The sequence below is a fragment of the Microbacter margulisiae genome, from assembly GCF_014192515.1.
GTDB classification, from domain to species: domain Bacteria; phylum Bacteroidota; class Bacteroidia; order Bacteroidales; family Paludibacteraceae; genus Microbacter; species Microbacter margulisiae.
In genome coordinates this window covers 251,233-269,756 of the sequence record NZ_JACHYB010000001.1, presented here as the reverse complement: position 1 = coordinate 269,756, position 18,524 = coordinate 251,233, and the positions used below count along the sequence as shown (strand labels likewise).

Below are 18,524 nucleotides of genomic sequence, written 5' to 3'. Positions count from 1 at the left end.
GAATATAAGAAGAAAAAATCAATTCCTGCATATTGATTCATAAAATGTCAGCTTTCAGGCAAAAAACAAAAAAGCGTTTTCATGCACCACGCACAAAAACGCTCCTTTATGAGAAAAACAAAAAGAATTACCTACAATGATTTAGCTACGGATAAAGCAGCTTCGTAATTGGGTTCGGTTGTCACTTCATGAACGTACTCAACATAACGAACCACATTATCTTTATCGACTACTACCGTACCACGCGCCAAAAGACGTAAGGGTTCAATCAAAAAACCATATTTCAAACCAAAATCAGCCAAACGATGATCAGATAGCGTAATCACTTTCTCAAGACCTTCTGCTGCACAAAAACGACCTTGTGCAAAAGGTAAATCCATCGAAATGGACAAAATCACAACATCATCTTTCAAGGATGAAGCTGCTTCATTAAACTTTCTGTTTTGGGTAGCGCATACTGAAGTATCGATACTGGGATAAATAGAAAGTATTTTTATTTTACCATCAAAATCGCTCAAATGTTTCTCACTTAAATCTTTTGCCACTACTGAAAAATCAGGCGCTTTGTCACCTACTTTTACTTCTTTCCCGGCAAGTGGGGTGGGATTACCTCCGAATAATACTGTTGCCATACGTTGTTATTAAAATCATTAATTATTTCTTGTGTCGCATACAAATATACAAAATCGCGAAGGCAAAAACAATAGCTGTGGAAAAATAGTTCTCGGAGGAAGAGTTTCTGGCTCACCTATTGGGAGAACCCAAAAAAAGTATTACTTTTGCGCTGCAAAAAAACGGGGTGTAGCTCAGTCCGGTTTAGAGTACGCGTCTGGGGGGCGTGTGGTCGCTGGTTCGAATCCAGTCACCCCGACTGATTAAATAACCGTCTCTTACATGAGGCGGTATTTTGTCTTCTGTAAGAGGTATTAGCTCAGCTGGTTTAGAGCGTTTGCTTGACAGGCAAGAGGTCACTGGTTCGAATCCAGTATGCCTCACATTAAGCGCCATGCACAAAGTAATTGGTTCATGGCGCTTTTTTATGTTCCTTTCCTTTCCACGATCCTTTCTCCCATTTCACAACCTGCAAATACATCATGAAAAAGCGCAATAATCATTGCAAAATTTGGAATCTGCTGCACAATAAACCTATCTTTATACGGAAATCATAATTGACTCTTTCATAAAACCGTAATACGCAAGTAATAGCAGCTCATTATATGGATGTCTATATAAAAAACATGGTGTGTCACAGATGTAAAATCGTCGTCTCACAAATATTTAAAGATGCCGGGATTGCCGATGCAGTAGTAAAAATGGGAATAGTGCAGGTAGAAACACCTCTGGATGACAACGCTTTGGATCACATTCAAAAACAACTCAACGAAGTCGGGTTTGAAATCATAAATGATGCTAAAAGCCGCCTCATCGAACAGATAAAAAAGCGCTCCATCGATTATGTTTACAACGCACATGAAGAGCAAAAAGAAAGTTTTTCCGACTATTTATCCAATCACCTCAACCATAGCTACAACTATCTTAGCTCCCTCTATTCTTCCGTCGAAGGAACAACGATTGAAAAACATCTGATCAATCTCAAAATCGAACGCGTCAAAGAACTCCTGGTCTATGATGAAAAATCATTGAGCGAGATTGCTTTCGAAATGGGTTACAGTAGCGTAGCTCACCTTTCGGGGCAGTTTAAAAAAGTCACCGGCTTTACTCCTTCCTACTTTAAGCAGCTTGGTGAACACAGACGCAAACCCCTCGATGAAATATGATGATTATGTAAAACAATTCAGAAATTGTGTAATGCTTTCGCTTCTACAGCCGTATATCTTTGTATCATCAAACAACAGATGACAGAACATCGCTAACATTCAATGTTAAATGTTTACTGTAAGATAAAAAAGGAGGTATATTATGTACGGATTGCATGGAATGGGAATGGGATTTGGCTTCGGTTGGATCATCGGGATTGCCGTTTTGGTATTAATAGTGTGGGCTATTATGAAAGTAGTGAATAATTGTCACCAGCCCCGAAAGGATGACGACAGATCAGGCCTTGACATATTAAAACAGCGTTATGCAAACGGCGAAATCAGTAAAGAAGAATACGAAGAAATGAAGCGTGTTATTTCGTAATCGCTTACCTGCTCACGAACTTCCATACTGAATATCTCCCTCAGTTATGCACACAATCCCCATGTTCCCATCGTAGGGGAACATATCCAAAAGGGAGAAAAAATTCCATTTGTCCATTAAACTCAAATTTATTTACGAATGAATACGGTAGAACAGTTTTATTGTCCAATGTATTGCGAAGGAGATAAAACATATGACCAGCCCGGAAATTGTCCGGTATGCGGAATGCATTTAGTGTCATCTGCAAATCAAAACCAGACGAAAACAGGTATAAACCCTTCTGTGGAACATAAATCATCGCATAAAGCCTTTCAGGTAAAAATGATTTTAGGAAAATATTATTGCCCGATGCATTGCGAAGGAGACAAAACATATGACCAACCCGGAAATTGTCCCGTTTGTGGAATGCATTTGGTATCGGAAGAAAAAGGTGCGTCCGCAAAACATATGATACAACCGACACAGGCAGTACATCAACACCGGCATACTGCTGCAGCAATGCATCATCCACTCCAGACAGGCAAATACTATTGTCCGATGTATTGCGAAGGGGATAAAACATATGATCAGCCCGGAAACTGCCCCGTTTGCGGAATGCATTTAGTGACCTGTGAACCAGCGACTTCAATGCATCATCAAATGCAGAAGGAATCAATGGGACACCAGCATCAACACATTGCTGCTACATCACAGGGAAATGCATACAGCGATAAATACTATTGTCCAATGCACTGTGAAGGAGATAAGACGTATGATCATTCGGGCGACTGTCCCGTTTGTGGAATGCACCTGCTAAAGGAAGAAAGCATGACATCTTCCGGGCTTATATACAGTTGTCCCATGCACCCTGATATCAAACAGGATCATCCCGGCACCTGCCCCACTTGTGGAATGCAGTTAGTAGCCGGAAAAAAAGCCCCGGTAAGTGAAGAAGAAAAAGCCTATCGGCGCATGGCAGCCAAATTCTGGATAGCGCTTGCCTTTAGTGTTCCGGTAATGGTAATCTCCATGTCCGGCTCAATCCCCGCCCTGCATCTGCATCAATTAGCATCAGAAAAAGTATGGAACTGGATATCCTTCCTGCTGACAACGCCGGTGGTATTCTATGCCGGACGGGAATTCTTCAAAAGGGGTTGGAGCTCCGTCAGAAGAAAATCACCAAATATGTGGACGCTTATTTCAATCGGTGTAGGTGCAGCCTATTTATTCAGCATTGCAGGGTTATTGTTTCCTGGCATCTTCCCGGCTCAGTTCAGAGATCAGAACGGCGATGTCCATCTCTATTTCGAAGCTTCATCGTTTATATTAACGCTGGTCTTATTGGGACAAATGCTCGAATTACGGGCACACAGCAAGACCAGTTCTGCTATCAGATCATTGCTGAATCTGGTACCACCGGTGGCCAGAATCATTCATAATGGAGCCGAAGAAGAGATTCCTCTTGAAAATGTTCAGGTCGGCGATCTTTTGAAAGTAAGGCCGGGAGAAAAAATCCCTGTAGACGGTGCCATCACCGAAGGCACAGCTATCATTGACGAAAGTATGATTACGGGGGAACCGATTCCTGCGGAAAAATCAGTAAAGGATAAGGTCACAGGAGGCACCATCAATGGCAAGACTGCCTTTGAGATGAGAGCCGAAAAAGTGGGACGTGATACATTGCTGGCTCATATTGTGGATATGGTCAACGAAGCAAGTCTGACACGCGCGCCTATCCAACGGCTGGCGGATGTGGCGGCAAAATATTTCGTCCAGATTGTCATTAGTATTTCTGTCCTGACATTCATTGCATGGACATTATGGGGCCCTGAACCGGCTCTTGTGTATGCCTTTGTCAATGCAGTAGCTGTCCTGATTATAGCCTGCCCCTGTGCATTGGGATTGGCAACTCCCATGTCCATCATGGTTGGTACCGGACGGGGAGCTCAATCAGGTGTATTGGTAAAAGACGCCCGTGCCATGGAGGAAATGAGTAAAGTGGATACCTTGCTTGTGGACAAAACCGGCACCTTAACCGAAGGAAAGCCAAGCTTGCAAAAATACCTCTCATTTGGCGAATTAAGCAATGACGCCATCCTACAACTGGCCGCTTCCATTGACGCAGACAGTGAACATCCGCTAGCGGAAGCCATTGTCAGGGGGGCAAAAACCAACAATATCAAACTGCTTAAACTCGATAAATTTGAATCCGTAACCGGACAGGGAGTACAGGCGCACTATAAGCATAAAAAAATCGGACTCGGCAATCACCGGTTAATGATGAATTTCGGAGCTGCAATCACTGACGCACAAAAAGAAGAAGTAGATAAATTGCAGGCATCCGGACATACTGTTATGTATCTTATCATTGACCAGCAAGTAGAAGGCATTGTTAGCGTCTCCGACAGAATAAAAGAGACTTCCGCCAAAGCCATCCGGTCATTGCAAAAAATGGGAATAAAGGTCCATATGCTGACTGGCGACAATGAAGCCACTGCCCGGGCTGTTGCGCAGGAACTTCATCTGGATGGTTACAAAGCGGACTGCTTACCTGATGACAAATACAATAAGATAAAAGAATTGCAGGGACAAGGACATATCGTGGCAATGGCTGGCGATGGCATCAATGATGCCCCTGCCCTGGCTCAGGCAAATATTGGAATTGCAATGGGGACGGGTACGGACATTGCCATGCAAAGCGCTGAAATTACGCTGGTAAAAGGTGACCTGAATGGCATTGTAAGGGCACGCGATCTAAGCAACAAGGTGATGAAAAATATTAAACAAAATCTCTTCTTTGCATTCGTTTACAACGCGCTGGGAATACCGGTCGCCGCAGGCATTCTCTTCCCTTTCTTCGGCATCTTGCTAAGTCCCATACTGGCTGCCACAGCCATGAGTTTTAGTTCGGTATCCGTAATTTCAAACGCATTGCGCGTGAGAAGGAAATAGCAATCACGAGCATGTTCGTTAGAAAAATGATATGGAATGAATAAGACATGCCTGTTCATTCATCACATACTAAAACAATTTGATATGAAAAAGAAACTTTTAATTGCCGCATTGGTATTGGCTACCGGAGGATTACTATCATTAACGGCCTCCAATAGAAGTGTTCAAAATCACCAACAAACAACCAAAACCGTTAAACACGAAAAAGTCATTTACACATGTCCCATGCATCCTAAAGTGGTCAGTGATAAACCGGGAAGCTGTCCGATATGTGGAATGACACTGGTAAAGAAAATCGTTCCAGTCTCGGCTAAGAAAACGGTAAAGCACTGATCCAACAAATTCGTTTTGCACTCGCAACCACGGCTCACAACTCTCATTCTTCCCACAGAAGTCTCTGAAAGTAGTTGTGAGCGTGGATAATAATCTCCCTGAACTTCTAATGGAATTACAATAAAGACAGTTGCATAGCAATCGTCTCTCAATAATATACATCCTTCCGGCATCATTGGTCCCCGGAATAGTTACTCGGCATATATGTTACGCAAAATAATTAAGTTTTTTCTCGAAAACAGAGTGGTAACCATAATACTGCTTATCACATTCATCTTATTGGGCATCGTCTACGCTCCTTTCGACTGGAATACAGGAGTATTGCCGCACGATCCGATTCCTGTCGATGCCATACCGGATATTGGGGAAAACCAGCAAATCGTCTCTACCGAATGGCCTGGAAGGTCTCCAAAAGATATTGATGACCAGATTACCTATCCGCTTACCACGGCTTTATTAGGAATACCGGGGGTAAAAACCATCCGCAGTACATCCATGTTTGGCATGTCTTTTATTTACATCATCTTCAAAGACAACATCGATTTCTACTGGAGTCGTTCCCGCATTCTGGAAAAACTTAATTCGTTACCGGCAGGAACATTACCGGCAGGAGTGCAACCCAAACTGGGACCCGATGCTACGGCACTGGGACAGGTATTTTGGTACACGCTCGAAGGGAGGGACGTCAAAACAGGAAAACCTACCGGAGGATGGGATCCGCAGGAACTGAGAACGATCCAGGATTTCTATGTAAAATATGCCCTTTCTTCTGCCGACGGCGTATCCGAGGTTGCATCCGTCGGAGGATACGTAAAAGAATATCAGGTCGATCTCGATCCGGAGGCCATGAAAGCCTACGGGGTTACGGTGACTGACGTGATGAACGCCGTCCGCAAATCGAATCTGGATATCGGCGCGGAAACCATTGAACTGAACAGGGTTGAATACATTATCCGGGGTTTAGGCTACATCAAAAACCTTCAGGACCTGAAAGATGCGGTCATTACAACCAAAAACAATATTCCTGTCAGAGTCGGAGACGTGGCTCATATATCATATGGGCCTGCAACTCGCCGCGGAGGATTAGATAAAGACGGAGTCGAAGCCACGGGTGGTGTCGTAGTAGCACGCTATGGCTCAAATCCAATGCAGGTAATCAATAATGTAAAAGAGAAAATTAAAGAGATATCACCGGGATTACCTTCTAAAAAACTGGCAAACGGAACAGTCTCCAGGGTAACGATTGTCCCGTTTTATGACCGTTCGGGATTGATTCGCGAAACTATCGGAACCCTTCAATCGGCGCTAACGCATGAAATCCTCATCAGTATACTGGTTATCATTGTACTGTTGGTGAACCTCAGAGCTTCTATCCTTGTCTCCGGACTACTCCCGATTGGCGTATTAATGACATTTATTGTCATGAAATGGCTCAATATCGAAGCCAACATTGTGGCGTTATCTGGGATTGCCATTGCCATTGGAGTCATGGTTGATGTAGGAATTGTCTTTGTAGAAAACATCATCCGGCACTTGGAGATGCCTGCTAATAGCAACATTTCCAAGAACCAGATCAACGATGTTATCCTGGTGGCTATGGATGAAGTCTCACCGGCTATCGTCACTGCACTGGCCACAACCGTGATCAGCTTCCTGCCGGTATTCTCCATGCAGGCTGCCGAAGGAAAACTATTCCATCCGTTGGCATTCACCAAAACTTTTGCGCTGATTGCTTCTTTCGTACTTGGCATCGTGGTGCTGCCTACGTTGGCTCAGATGCTATTTTCCATCCGTTTTAACAAACAAAAGGTCAAACGTATCTGGAACATGATCTTAATCGGAGCGGGCATCTTTTTTGTTATTGTCTGGGGAACATGGCTTGCGCTGGCCCTCTCGCTCATTGGATTAAATAACCTGCTTGAAAACCGTTGGCCTGCCGACCGGAAGAAATTTCCGGGATACATCAACATTGGTATTGTCTTATTTGTTATTCTCTATTACCTAACGATAGAATGGCTTCCATTGGGAGCAGCCAACTCCACATTCGTCAATTTCCTTTTCGTCGGTGGAACCATTGCTTTGATTCTCACACTATTTACCTTAATGGTGAAAAATTACGAATTCATTTTGAGATGGTGCCTGCAGCACAAATGGAAATTCATGATCATTCCATTCTCCACCCTGCTGTTTGGAATCCTCATTTGGTTGGGATTTAATTCTATTTTCGGATTTATAGCCAAAGGAGTAGACAAAATAGGCTGGAAACTTGAACAAACTTCCGGCTGGAAGGCCATTGTAAAAACCTTCCCTGGAATCGGGCAGGAATTTATGCCATCACTGGACGAAGGTTCTTTCCTGCTCATGCCGACCAGTATGCCTAATGCCGGCGTTGAGCAAAGCATCGCCTATGACAGGCAACTGGACAGGCGGATTTCGGCCATCCCCGAAGTAAGTGTGGCGGTTGGGAAATGGGGACGCGTCAATTCTGCACTCGATCCGGCTCCGATTCAGATGTTTGAAAATACGATTAACTACAAATCAGAGTATGTTTTAGGAAAGGACGGCACCCGGCTCCGGTTCAAAACCGACAACAAAGGCAATTTCATTTTGAAAGACGGAACTCACTATAATCCCAAAGATATTGGATATCTGCCAATCAACACCAGGATGCTGGTTCCTGACAGTCATGGACAATATTTCAGACAATGGCGTCCTCAAATTAAAAACCCAAATGACATATGGAATGAAATTGTAAAAGCAGCCAATTTACCCGGGCTTACCTCTGCTCCAAAATTACAACCGATTCAAACCCGGCTGATTATGCTTTCGACAGGGATGCGGGCACCGATGGGATTGAAAATCTATGGCCCGGATTTGCAATCAATAGAAAAAGCAGGATTACAGTTTGAAAAAATATTAAAAGAAGTACCTTCCATTCAAGCTTCATCTGTCTTTTACGACCGTTCAGTAGCTGCTCCGTACATTGAGATTAAACTGAACAGGGAAGCAATGGCACGTTACGGTATGAAAGTGAGCGATGTCCAAAATGTTTTGCAGGTTGCATTGGGAGGAATGACGTTAACAACCACGGTTGAAGGGAGGGAACGGTTCCCTGTCAGGGTCAGGTATGCCCGTGAGTTGCGGTCTACACCGGAGCAACTGAAGCACATCCTTATTCCGGCCTCTAACGGGACCCAGATTCCTCTTGGACAAATCGCCGATATCGTTTATACCAAAGGCCCTCAAATGATCCGTAGTGAAAATACCTTCCTGACAGGATATGTCATCTTTGACAAGAAAGAAGGCAAAGCAGAAGTGAATGTTGTGGAAGATGCACAGAAGTTTATTGCAGCAAAAATAAAATCGGGAGAACTTGTATTACCACCAAATGTTACCTACAAATTTGCAGGAAATTATGAACAGGATATCCGGGCAACAAAACGGTTGGCATTGGTGATTCCAATCAGTTTGATCCTCATCTTCCTCCTGCTCTATTTCCAGTTCAAGACATTCACGGCCTCTTCGATCCATTTTTCAGGAGTGTTTGTGGCCTTTGCCGGAGGATTCATCATGCTTTGGTTGTACGCACAACCGTGGTTCATGGATTTCTCGGTTGCAGGCATCAACATACGGGACATGTTTCAGATGCACACCATAAACCTGAGTGTGGCGGTCTGGGTTGGGTTTATTGCCTTATTTGGCATCGCTACCAATGATGGCGTTATCATGGGAACATACATTCATCAGGTATTCGAAAGAGAAAAACCGGACACCATCCAGTCGGTACGCGAAGCCGTGGTAATTGCCGGCAAGCAACGTGTACGCCCGGCAATGATGACTGCTGCAGTCGCTATTATAGCCTTGCTTCCTGTGCTCACCTCTACCGGAAAAGGGGCGGATATCATGGTGCCAATGGCAATCCCAATGTTTGGAGGCATGGTGATTCAGATTATGACCATGTTTGTCGTCCCCATCCTGCAATGTGTCTGGCGGGAAGGCGAAGTCAGGAAAGCCCTGAAGCATGCTTCTGCAAATGAAGAGGTAGAAATACAATAATTTGATTTGACATAAACAGATAGATAATGAAGAAGATTCTTTTAATACTCTCCGGGATATTTGCTGTTTGGGCCGTAAATGCACAGGCAAACGAAGACTCATTGTCCAGTTACATTCATAAGGCAGCCATCCTGAATCCACAGGTGCAGTCGGCTTACGATAGCTACAGGGCGGCGCTGGCAAAAGTTCCCCAAATGGACGCTTTGCCTGATCCGCAAATGACAATTGGTTACTTTTTCTCACCCATGCAGCTGCTCGGTGGAAATGAACGCGCAGACGTCAGGCTAATGCAAATGTTCCCATGGTTCGGGACACTAAAAGCTGCTAAAGATGAAGCATCGAAAATGGCTGTGGCTCGTTATGAAGCATTCAGGCAGATAGGACTGCAAAAGGTTTATCAGGTCAAAAAATCGTGGTACAATTTATACAAAATCAATGAGGAAATAACACTAACAGAAGATAATATCAAACTAATGAACTCCTTGGAGCAACTGGCTTTAACCGGATTCCAGGCACCGGATGGTAAAACGGCAACATCCATGTCATCCCAAAAAGGAAACGGTTCACAGATGAACACATCGGGTATGGGCAATACCAATACGAATGATCTGGTGGATGTTCTTCGCGTAAAAATGGTCATTCGCGATCTGACAACCAAACTTGCGCTGTTGCAGGACGAACAGACTACAGAAAGAATTCAGTTTAATAGTCTCCTGAACAGAAACGCTAAATCTTTCGTTTATCTCCCCGACACATTGACCCGCGCATCGATTCCACTGCAATTTGCCAATGGATTGGACAATATCTATCAGAACAATCCAACGTTGAAAATGTTGACAGCTGAACAAAATGCATATGCCGCCCAACAGCGCAAAGTGACAAAAATGGGCTATCCAATACTTGGATTAGGACTCGATTATATGATTATCGATAAAAGGGCAGGAAACACATCCATGATGAACGGACAGGACATGGTTATGCCTATGTTCAGCATCACTTTGCCAATCTACAGAAGCAAATACAAACACATGGTCAAAGAAGCTAAATTCAATCAGTTATCAGCACAGGAAGCAGAAACAAATGCCCGGAATCAACTTCAGGTGCAATATGCGCAGGCTACAACTGCATTAAATGACGCGGAAAGACGTATCACTCTCAATCAGGGGCAAATCGATCTGGCACAACGAACAGCAGACCTGTTGACAACAAGCTTTGCCTCTTCAAATGCTACAGCCGATTACGACGAGTTGCTCCGGGTGGAACAGCAATTACTCGACTACAGGCTGAAACTCGTAGAAGCAGTAACCGATCAAAACACAGCAGTAGCCATGCTCGACAACCTGATGGCAATCGGGCAATAACGGGAATAAAGTAAATACATGAATTAAATAACATCCTAAACAGAAACGCATAATGAAAAAACTACTGGCAAAATCATATATTAGGACCTCGCTTTTTGTCATAGCAGGCATAGTGCTGGGATGGTTGCTGTTTCACCATTCGGCACCTTCTCCGGTCAAAACGGAACAAACACAAAGTCATCCCCAAAAAACAATCTGGACATGTGCCATGCACCCCCAGATAAGGATGGATCATCCGGGTAAATGTCCTATTTGCGGGATGACACTAATACCGCTCAGTCAGGTAACAAATGTGGTGGATTCAAATGCCGTCGTTATGACACCGGATGCTGTTCAGTTGGCAAACATCCAGACATCGGTAGTGATGCGCGGAAATGCAGTTAAAGAATTACACTTGTATGGGAAAATCGTCCCCGACGAACAATTGGTACAAACATTACCGGCTTTTGTATCGGGGAGAATCGAAAGGTTAAACCTCAATTTCACAGGCGAATCAGTGGCGAAAGGCGAACCCATAGCATCCATTTATTCCCCTGATCTGGTTACCGCCCAGAAAGAACTACTGGAAGCCGCTAAAATGCAAAAAAATTACCCCAATCTTTTACCGGCAGCAAAAGAAAAACTGAAAGAGTGGAAGCTGACGGATAATCAAATTGCCCGCATCGAATCCTCCGGGCAAATCAAAAACAATATTGAAGTTATATCTCCCATCTCAGGAGTCGTGCTCGATAAAAAAGTCAATGTGGGGGATTATGTATCTACAGGAGAACCACTTTACGAAATAGCAAATCTATCCAGAGTCTGGGTCTTGTTTGATGCCTACGAAAATGATCTGCCATGGTTAAAGGTTGGGGATATCATCTCGTTTACCACAGAGTCCATGCCGGGAGAAACATTCCGGGGAAGAATCTCATTTATCGATCCGGTGGTCAATCCCGACACCCGCACTGCCAGCGTCAGGGTCGAAGTAGAAAATCCAGGGGATAATCTTAAACCGGGAATGTTTGTTACCGGAGATTCACGCTCTGTCTTGTCAGGAAACAATGAGCTGATTATTCCTCAGTCGGCAGTCCTTTGGACGGGGACACGCTCTCTGGTCTACATCAAAACTCCTGACGCCGCTGACCCGGCATTCGTGATGCGCGAAATAACACTTGGCCCTTCTGTCAATAATGGATACGTGGTGTTAGCCGGTCTAAACGAAGGAGATACAATTGTCACCAACGGAACGTTCAGTGTTGATGCCGCCGCCCAACTGGCAGGCAAGCCCAACATGATGAGTTCAGACATAAAATCAACGAAGAAATCCCCTGGGATGGCAGCAATGCCCGGTATGTAATGCTATAAAGGCATTACATACTGCAACACAAAATATAAAACAGGTGTAGATAAAATTAAATATTCGGGGAAGGAAGAAAATAGTCCTGATTTAGAATAAAAGCGCTGTAAAGTATGCTGAAAAGAAAAGAATTGATGAAGGAAATGCAAGCAAGACGAAACAGCGCTTTTTAGATCGGACACTATGACAGAGTAACCCACAAACAGCCAGGTAAACTCAGATTACTCTTTCTCCCACCCCACCAGATTGTTCAGGGGCTTATCAAAATAAAATTTATACGTCAGGATTTGCTCGGCTCCCTGAGCATCTTGTACTGAAAAGGTGTGACTCATTTGCCAACCGGCAAACGACTTTCTGAATCCTTGAGCATACTGATTAGCCTGAGTAGTAGCCATTTTTGCGGAATCAGCATAAGCATCAACCAACGTCTTAATAGCCTTGGTTGCCTTCACGGTCTTAGCCATGATGGCATTTTGAGTTTGCTGGTTCTCTAAGGCGGTGTAAGTATCTGCTTTACGCATCAATTGAACATAGGTAGAATCCTTTTGATAGGTGGTATACAGGGAATCCAACCCTCCGAAACTAATTGATTTATAATTCGTATAATTCGATACTATATTTTTCATTTGTTCCTTGATCAGCTTTTGGGCTGAGTGTTCATTGCTGCCACATGCCGTGACCAAAAAAGCAGCCATAACGAAATACATCAGATTTTTCATAGCAGTGCATTTTTTAAATGTTCAAATGTTAAACACAGAGAATAATTTGTCGCAAAGATACAACATTTTAATGTCTTTTTGTTCGCTATCTCATAAAAAAGAAGATAAAAAGACAGAAATCAGCTTTTCATCGCAACATTTTAATCATTACTATCATAACCGTTGCATGGTTTGTTTCACCATCCTGGCTTTCCAGTTTGCAAAATCCCCTTCCATAATATGTTGTCGAGCTTCCTTCACCAAATTCAGATAAAAAGCCAGGTTGTGGATCGAAGCAATCTGCATTGCCAAAAATTCCTGACTCACAAACAGATGCCGCACATACGCTTTGCTATAAAAAGAATCTACATAAGATGTTCCTGCTGCATCCAACGGGGAAAAATCTGACTTCCACTTCTCATTTTTCATGTTCATAATACCGTTTGAAGTAAAAATCATGCCATTACGTCCATTCCGGGTAGGCATGACACAATCGAACATGTCAACCCCCCGCTCTATGGCTTCCAGAATATTGGCCGGAGTCCCTACCCCCATCAGGTAACGCGGACGGTCTTTAGGCAAAATCTCATTCACCACCTCAATCATCTCATACATTTTTTCAGTTGGCTCACCCACTGCCAATCCCCCGATGGCATTCCCTGCCTGATTTTGTTTAGCAATAAATTCAGCCGACTGTCTCCTCAAATCCGGATAAACACATCCTTGTACTATAGGGAAGAAAGCTTGCAAATAGCCATATTTAGGATCAGAATCCGAAAACCGGCGGAGGCCTCTTTCCAGCCAGCGATGAGTCAACTCCATCGACTTCTTGGCATAATCATAGTCAGCTGTTCCGGGCGTACATTCGTCAAATGCCATCATAATATCTGCTCCTATAATGCGCTGTATATCAACCACATTTTCGGGAGTAAACAGATGTTTAGACCCATCAATATGTGATCGGAAATGGGCTCCTTCCTCTTTTAGTTTCCGGTTCTCCGACAATGAAAAGACCTGAAATCCACCGCTATCGGTCAAAATAGGCCTCGTCCAGCCATTGAAACGATGCAAACCTCCTGCCTGTTCCAAAATATTCAAGCCGGGACGAAGATACAAATGGTAGGTATTCCCCAGAATGATTTGGGCTTTAATATCCTCTGCCAGTTCTCGTTGATGCACCGCTTTCACCGATCCTGCCGTTCCTACAGGCATAAAAATAGGAGTTTCTATCGTCCCATGATCGGTAGTGATAACACCGGCACGGGCATTCGTCTTAGTGTCAATATGCTGTAGCTCAAATTTCATTAGTCTCGTCTTTTATAATTGTATTGGCTTATTGGATGCCATAATTTCTGTCATAAATCTGGCAATCGGATTATTAACGGGTAACCTGAAATCCAATCCACCCATTCGCCGTTAATGATTCGGTGAAATCAGACAGAATCACCTGCTCTAATGTATTTATTCTAGACCGGTCATAAGGAGCGGCAATATGCAAATAATTCTCAGTGAACCCGGTCATCATCTCCCCTTTGTGATTGGCTTCCCATAACACAACTGCTTGGGATCCTATATTCTCCTTGTAAAATATGTTCAGTTTCTCGTCAGAAAGGGCATGCATTCGGTCGCTACGTTGTTTGCGGACAGCCTGTGGAAGAGTATCTGCTATTTCCAAAGCCTTCGTATTCAATCGTTCTGAATAAGTAAAAACATGGAGCTGCGAAACAGGTAATCGCCGGATAAATTCCATAGCATCCTCAAAATCGGCTTCGGTCTCTCCATTCATACCCACTATCACATCCACGCCTATAAAGGCATTGGGTAGCAATCGCTTGATCTCTTGAACTTTCTCTTCAAAAAGTTCCCGCTGATACCTTCGTCGCATCAACCCCAACACATGGTTGCTCCCCGATTGCAGCGGAATATGAAAATGCGGAGCAAATCGTTTGGATGTTGCCACAAACGCAATGATTTCATGCGTCAAAAGATTCGGTTCTACACTGCCAATCCGGTACCTGACAATCCCTTCCACTTCATCCAGCGCACGAATCAAATCAAAAAACGATTCGGATGTCGATCTGCCGAAATCTCCAATATTCACGCCTGTAAGTACAATTTCCTGCGCCCCTTCCTCCGCAGCCTTCCGGGCAAGAGCCACCGTGTCGGCAATCGTCCCGTTACGACTATGGCCTCGTGCCTTCGGAATCGTACAATAACTGCATTGATAATCGCATCCATCCTGCACCTTCAGGAAAAAACGCGTACGGTCATCGTGAGAAAGAGAAGGGAAAAAAGATTGCAGTTGATCACTGTCGATATGCTGTATTTCAGCTGTTGATCTTTTTTCAAGCGAATCAACATAATGTAAAATATCAAATTTCTCATTTGCCCCCAGCACCAGGTCAACCCCTTCCAGCGAGCTGACCTCTTCGGGTTTAAGCTGTGCATAACATCCTGTCACCACAATAAAAGCTGACGGATGTTGTCGGATAAGGCGATGAATTGCCTGCCTCGACTTTTTATCTGCCAGGTCCGTCACCGTACATGTGTTAATCACACAAATGTCAGCCTTCTCTCCTGCTTTCACCTTTCGAAAACCCGCTTCGGCCAGTTGCCTGCCGATAGTCGACGTTTCTGCAAAATTCAACCGGCATCCTAACGTGAAGAATGCCATCTTCTTATCATAAAACTGTGATTGGTCAATCATATACAATAAAACTCGGAATTGTTATAAAACACCTGTTTATAACGCATCATCAATACAAACATCAACAAAAATAATCATTAAGAAGCCGACCCGAACACAGCCTCCATATTGCGGTCATTCGTAGCAATTTTCCCTTCAGGCGTATACAAAAAATCGAATGTTTCCTTATAAACCGATTCCACTTCGCCACGCGCCACTTTCATGGTACTGTTAATCATCCGGTTCTGTTCTGTGAACGGTTCAGCAAGAATAGCAAACGTAGCAGGAAGCCATCGCTCAGGAAACATTCCGGCATGCACGCCCCCCGCCCTGAACTTATTTATATCCTGCAAAATCAGTTGAATTGCTTCCTGCTTTCCCTCAATGCTTGCTGCATTGTGTCTCACCTGTCGCTTAAGCGCCTCCCGGTTCGCCACAATCAATGCAACAGTGTACGCATATTGATTGTTATACAAAAACACCTGATCAATTAGATGTGAATTAGAAACCAGAGCCTCCTCTATGCCTTCGGGACTATATTTTTCTCCGTCATTACCAATTAAAAGGCTTTTAAATCGTCCTAAAACGTACAAAAAACCCTCAGAGCTCATATATCCCATATCACCTGTCTTCAACCATCCGTCTTGCAACACCTCCCGTGTTGATTCAATATTTTTCCAATAGCCGGCCATCACATTCTCTCCACGGATAACAATTTCGCCAACTTCGCCATCATGTAATTCTTTGTTTTGAGTATCAATAATTTTCAAATCCAAAGGTTTCACTACTTTCCCTGATGAGCCCAAAAGATGACTGTCAGGACCATTCGATGAGATGACAGGAGTGGCTTCCGAAAGTCCATACCCTTGAAACATAGGAATTCCAAGAGCATAGTAGAACTGCTGTAATTCAATATCCAACAAAGCTCCACCACCGATAAAAAACTGCAAATTACCACCAAAAGCTTCACGAAGTTTGGAAAAAAGTAGTTTGTCAAATAGCTTCACGAAAGGATATAACATCTTATGCCACAACTTTTTTGTGGAGGCTCCACGTTGATGATAAAGGTAGGCAACCTTGAGTGCACAATGAAATAAAGTATCAATAGTTCTTCCCTGAGCCCGGACCCCATTCTCTATGTTTTTGCGAAAATTCTTTGCCAAAGCGGGAACACTTAAAATCAGATGCGGTCTTATCTCTTTAATGTTAATCGGGATGTTTTTCAATGTTTCCAGAGGTGTTTTGCCAACCTGAACAGTCGCTACACCAGCGCCAGAAGTCATAAATATATAAAAACCAACGACATGAGCAAAACAATGATCCAGCGGTAAAATAATGAATGTTCTCCAAGTCTCAGGAATATCCAATAACGTCAACGATTGCTCAACATTTGCCGTATAATTTCTGTGGGTCAACATCACGCCCTTCGGTTCAGCCGTTGTTCCAGATGTGTAGGTTATCGTAGCAATATCATCATTGGTTATTGACTGACCAATAGCCAGAAAATTATTTATATCGGTATTCTTCAAATGATGGGTACCCATTTCAAACAATTGTTTAACAGAAAGTTCTTTGTCTTCATAGGTTGGAAGTTCATCCAGCACAACAATGTGTTTTAGCAAAGGCAATTGATTCTTTATAGCGCGGATTTTTGGCAACTGATTCCCGGAAACAAACAAATAACGAACCTCAGCATGCTGTATTCTGAAAATCAAATCATTACTTTCTTCAAGTTTGACTGATAATGGAATGTTAGCAGCTCCAGCATAAAACATAGCCAATTCAGTGATAATCCATAAATTACGGCCTTCAGACAATAATGCAGCATGATCGCCTTTGGTTACGCCAAAAGCAACCAACCCGGCTCCAAGCTGATACACCAAATCACGGGTTTCAAGATAGGTGGTTTCCTGAAAAACAGTATCTTTTTTTTCAAACAAAAAGGAATTCAAGGGATATTTCTCGACGGCTTCTTCGAAAAGATCTATAATAGTTTTTTTCATAAACAATTCATTAAAAGCTATTTGATTTACCCACTATTGTTCATCCCCAATTGTATCTTTCAAAACAGGAGTTGTAACTTTTGGTTTCTGAGTGGCGTATTTTAATAGGTCAGGATGATCGGCAATAAACCGTTTTCCAATGTTATACCCAGCAAAATAAATATTCTTATAGTTCTTGAAACTAAACATATCCAAGCGTGGATCAATATTCACATATATCACATAATCAGACATTTTTATACCTGGTGCGGAATTATTTTTGGACATTACTTTCAGTACATCATGTAAAACATCAGAAATATTTTTAATCTTAGAATTGGGAGTAAATGGGCTCACTACAACAGAAATCAAAACTTTACACAAAGGGCGAATCGGTTGTGCCGGTAAGTTATTCAACACACCACCATCAACATAATAGCAAGAATCAATCTTTACAGCCTCAAAAATACCAGGAATAGATGAAGAAGCAGCAACACGTTCGCGCAAATTGTCTCCATGCGAGGTATATTCAATATTACCTGTAGTTAAATTGGTGGCACAGGAATAAAACGGCATTGATAAACTATCGTAATTATCGTAAGGAATATATTTCTTCAACACATTGAGCAACGGGACGTGGTCAGAAAAGCCAGTTGCATTTTTGCCAATATGAAAACGAATAATGTTACTTGTCCTGTACATTTTTTCATGCTGGACTATTTCTAAAATATTTTGAGGAGAATATCCTGCTGCATAAAAAACACCAACCACAGCCCCCATACTCGTTCCTGAAATAACCTGCGGATAAATGCCACTCTCACGCAAAGCTTCCAAAACACCAATATGCGCAAAACCAAGAGCTCCACCTCCGCTCAAACACACTCCGACTTGGTAAGGTTGAGCATTAACCCATGGCGTTACAAACAACCACAATGCAACTACAAAACCAATAATTCGTTTCATATCTATATTATTTTCATTCAATACTATCTAATT

At 43.1% G+C, this 18,524-nt stretch carries 13 protein-coding genes and 2 tRNA genes; 9 read left to right on the top strand and 6 right to left on the bottom strand.

The genetic code is table 11. The features are described from left to right. Positions 1 to 131: 131 nt before the first annotated feature. Positions 132 to 632 carry a thiol peroxidase gene (tpx, locus tag FHX64_RS01190; protein ID WP_183412029.1) on the bottom strand — a complete coding sequence of 167 codons (501 nt, stop codon included), beginning with the start codon at positions 630 to 632 and terminating at the stop codon, positions 132 to 134. Between the two features lie 163 nt (positions 633 to 795). Between tpx and FHX64_RS01185 the strand changes: the two genes are divergently transcribed. From FHX64_RS01185 to FHX64_RS01145, 9 genes are all read left to right on the top strand, one after another. After that, a tRNA-Pro gene (locus FHX64_RS01185) sits at positions 796 to 871 on the top strand. Positions 872 to 920: 49 nt separating this feature from the next. Continuing rightward, positions 921 to 995: transfer RNA gene (locus FHX64_RS01180), tRNA-Val, on the top strand. Positions 996 to 1,217: 222 nt separating this feature from the next. Continuing rightward, positions 1,218 to 1,778, top strand: a complete 561-nt coding sequence (locus FHX64_RS01175; RefSeq protein WP_183412028.1) for a helix-turn-helix domain-containing protein — start codon at positions 1,218 to 1,220, stop codon at positions 1,776 to 1,778. 142 nt (positions 1,779 to 1,920) lie between these two features. Further along, positions 1,921 to 2,142 carry an SHOCT domain-containing protein gene (locus FHX64_RS01170; RefSeq protein WP_183412027.1) on the top strand — a complete coding sequence of 74 codons (222 nt, stop codon included), beginning with the start codon at positions 1,921 to 1,923 and terminating at the stop codon, positions 2,140 to 2,142. Between the two features lie 138 nt (positions 2,143 to 2,280). Further along, a complete protein-coding gene (locus FHX64_RS01165) occupies positions 2,281 to 5,073 on the top strand; it encodes a copper-transporting P-type ATPase (protein WP_221202113.1) in 2,793 nt (930 codons plus the stop codon). Positions 5,074 to 5,157: 84 nt separating this feature from the next. Further along, on the top strand, positions 5,158 to 5,406 hold the full coding sequence (locus FHX64_RS01160) for a heavy metal-binding domain-containing protein (protein ID WP_183413583.1): 249 nt from the start codon (positions 5,158 to 5,160) through the stop codon (positions 5,404 to 5,406). A 204-nt stretch (positions 5,407 to 5,610) separates the two neighbouring features. Next, positions 5,611 to 9,462 (top strand): efflux RND transporter permease subunit, encoded by a 3,852-nt coding sequence (locus tag FHX64_RS01155; protein ID WP_183412025.1) that lies wholly within the window; start codon positions 5,611 to 5,613, stop codon positions 9,460 to 9,462. A 26-nt stretch (positions 9,463 to 9,488) separates the two neighbouring features. Next, entirely contained in the window at positions 9,489 to 10,823 is a 1,335-nt protein-coding gene (locus FHX64_RS01150; RefSeq protein ID WP_183412023.1) for a TolC family protein, read from the top strand. A gap of 52 nt (positions 10,824 to 10,875) precedes the next feature. Continuing rightward, positions 10,876 to 12,162 (top strand): efflux RND transporter periplasmic adaptor subunit, encoded by a 1,287-nt coding sequence (locus tag FHX64_RS01145; RefSeq protein WP_183412021.1) that lies wholly within the window; start codon positions 10,876 to 10,878, stop codon positions 12,160 to 12,162. A gap of 221 nt (positions 12,163 to 12,383) precedes the next feature. Here the strand turns inward: FHX64_RS01145 and FHX64_RS01140 are convergent, their stop codons facing one another. From FHX64_RS01140 to FHX64_RS01120, 5 genes are all read right to left on the bottom strand, one after another. Then, positions 12,384 to 12,881, bottom strand: a complete 498-nt coding sequence (locus FHX64_RS01140; protein WP_183412019.1) for a hypothetical protein — start codon at positions 12,879 to 12,881, stop codon at positions 12,384 to 12,386. 153 nt (positions 12,882 to 13,034) lie between these two features. Then, a complete protein-coding gene (gene tgt / locus FHX64_RS01135) occupies positions 13,035 to 14,165 on the bottom strand; it encodes a tRNA guanosine(34) transglycosylase Tgt (RefSeq protein WP_183412017.1) in 1,131 nt (376 codons plus the stop codon). 73 nt (positions 14,166 to 14,238) lie between these two features. Continuing rightward, on the bottom strand, positions 14,239 to 15,567 hold the full coding sequence (gene mtaB / locus FHX64_RS01130) for a tRNA (N(6)-L-threonylcarbamoyladenosine(37)-C(2))-methylthiotransferase MtaB (protein ID WP_183412015.1): 1,329 nt from the start codon (positions 15,565 to 15,567) through the stop codon (positions 14,239 to 14,241). A gap of 77 nt (positions 15,568 to 15,644) precedes the next feature. Next, the gene (locus tag FHX64_RS01125; RefSeq protein ID WP_183412013.1) at positions 15,645 to 17,549 is read right to left on the bottom strand and encodes an AMP-dependent synthetase/ligase; all 1,905 of its coding nucleotides are present in this window, start codon (positions 17,547 to 17,549) and stop codon (positions 15,645 to 15,647) included. Positions 17,550 to 17,582: 33 nt separating this feature from the next. After that, complete coding sequence (locus FHX64_RS01120) at positions 17,583 to 18,491, bottom strand: patatin-like phospholipase family protein (protein WP_183412011.1); 909 nt, start codon at positions 18,489 to 18,491, stop codon at positions 17,583 to 17,585. Positions 18,492 to 18,524: the final 33 nt, after the last annotated feature.